Raw genomic sequence first — 1816 nt, forward strand, 5'->3', positions numbered from 1 at the left:
ATTTATAATTCAGTAAAATTTATTCATTTATTTTTACATAGTTTTATCAGAGCAAAAATAGAGCCATTACAAAAAAATAATTATATTTCAAATCTTTATAGTAAACACTGATTTTAGCCTTCCTGATTAATAAGGCAAAAAAAACCATATTCATAGAATATGGTTGAGTCGTGATACTATCTTTATTTATTATTCAGTAAAAATTATTTATCTATTTTTACATGTCTGAATAAAAGCAAAATAAAGACCAATTCAAAAAATTGTATAATTTTCATATAATTATAAAAATTATTCTTACAATCTTAATAGCCACTCTTGAAGTAGCCACTCTTGCTTAACAGGTGTTGATGACAATTCAATTATTTTAATAAAAGTCTCATATTGCTCAAACGCTAGCATTAATGGGCACTCACGTAATATTTTAACTATGTTATCAGATTGACACTCTTCTTTTAAAGCGCAAGATAGCCAATATAAAACTAAATGAGAAGCAAAGTGCCAATTTTTGACCATAAAATCTGTCAGCTCACTTAAATTACTTCTATGTTGCCAATAACGCACCAACAAAGACTCTAACTCATTCATAATCAATAAAATATCATTCAATAAAAATTGATATGACAAAATTGGTCGGCCATAACTCAATCCTAATACTTGATGAATTTTATCTTCACTCACAGGATTAACCTGTTTTAGCCAATTAAAAATGACATCATGCTCACCTGAAATTGACAATAATTGTCTCTGACAACGACTAGTAATTGTAACAGGCAATTTCTTAGGATAATTAGTCACTAAAATGAGATAGCAATTTTGCATTGGCTCTTCTAATGTTTTTAATAGCGCATTTGCAGCATTGAGATTCATCTCATCAGCATTATGAATGATAATTACTTTCCGCCCTGTTTCACTCGTCATTTGTGCAAACTGAATCAACTGACGAATTTGGTCAACTTTAATGAAATGACTTTTATCCTCTGAAGCAATGCTCAAAAAATCAGGGTGACTATTTTTGTCAATCCATAAACAACTCTGACACTGCCCACATGCATGGTGGCCTTTTCGATCTAAGCATAAAATACTCTTTGCAACATCATTGGCAAAAATAGATTTACCAATGTCTGGCTCACCTATCAACAGCAATGACTGGGGGAAAGTTTTATGATCATAACGAGTGACCATTTCTGTCAATTGACTCTCGAACCAAGGCAAATATTCAAATTTTGTCACAGTGGCACTCATAGAAGTTTTTGTAATGAAGACTGAATTTGTACTGTAATATCATCAATAGATAATGCTGCATTCACTTTAACAAATTGATTAGGTCGCTCAATTGCTAGTTTCGAATAACCTGAGCGAACCTTTTCAAAAAATTCTATTTGCTCACTTTCAAAGCGATCCAATGCCTGACGTTTTTTGGCACGCGCAATACCATTAACGACTTCAATATCAAACCAAAAAGTATAATCAGGCTTTAACTCCCCTTGCAACCAAGATTCTAAATATGCAATATATTGTCGATCAATGGCACGACCTGCAGATTGATATGCATAAGTGGCTTCTGTAAAGCGATCACACAAAACCCAGTCACCACGATTCAATGCAGGCTTAATCACTTGCTCAATATGCTCTTTACGTGCAGCAAACATCAATAACAACTCTGTTTCAGCACACATATCCTCTGTTAATAATAAGTGACGAATTTTTTCAGAAAGCTCTGTTCCTCCAGGCTCTCGAGTGGTAATGACATTAATACCTTGCTCTAATAACCAATCTCTAATGATTGGAATTTGTGTGCTTTTACCTGCACCTTCTG

General features: G+C 33.0%; 2 protein-coding genes. Both read right to left on the reverse strand.

All coding sequences use genetic code 11. The features are described from left to right. Nucleotides 1-294: 294 nt before the first annotated feature. Nucleotides 295-1230, reverse strand: a complete 936-nt coding sequence (locus BZK14_RS12080; RefSeq protein ID WP_245831346.1) for a DNA polymerase III subunit — start codon at nucleotides 1228-1230, stop codon at nucleotides 295-297. A gap of 8 nt (nucleotides 1231-1238) precedes the next feature. Continuing rightward, the coding region (gene tmk, locus BZK14_RS12085; RefSeq protein ID WP_077926724.1) for a dTMP kinase at nucleotides 1239-1816 on the reverse strand (578 nt) is incomplete at its 5' end.

It is taken from the genome of Wohlfahrtiimonas larvae (genome assembly GCF_002006755.1).
Lineage (GTDB): Bacteria > Pseudomonadota > Gammaproteobacteria > Cardiobacteriales > Wohlfahrtiimonadaceae > Wohlfahrtiimonas > Wohlfahrtiimonas larvae.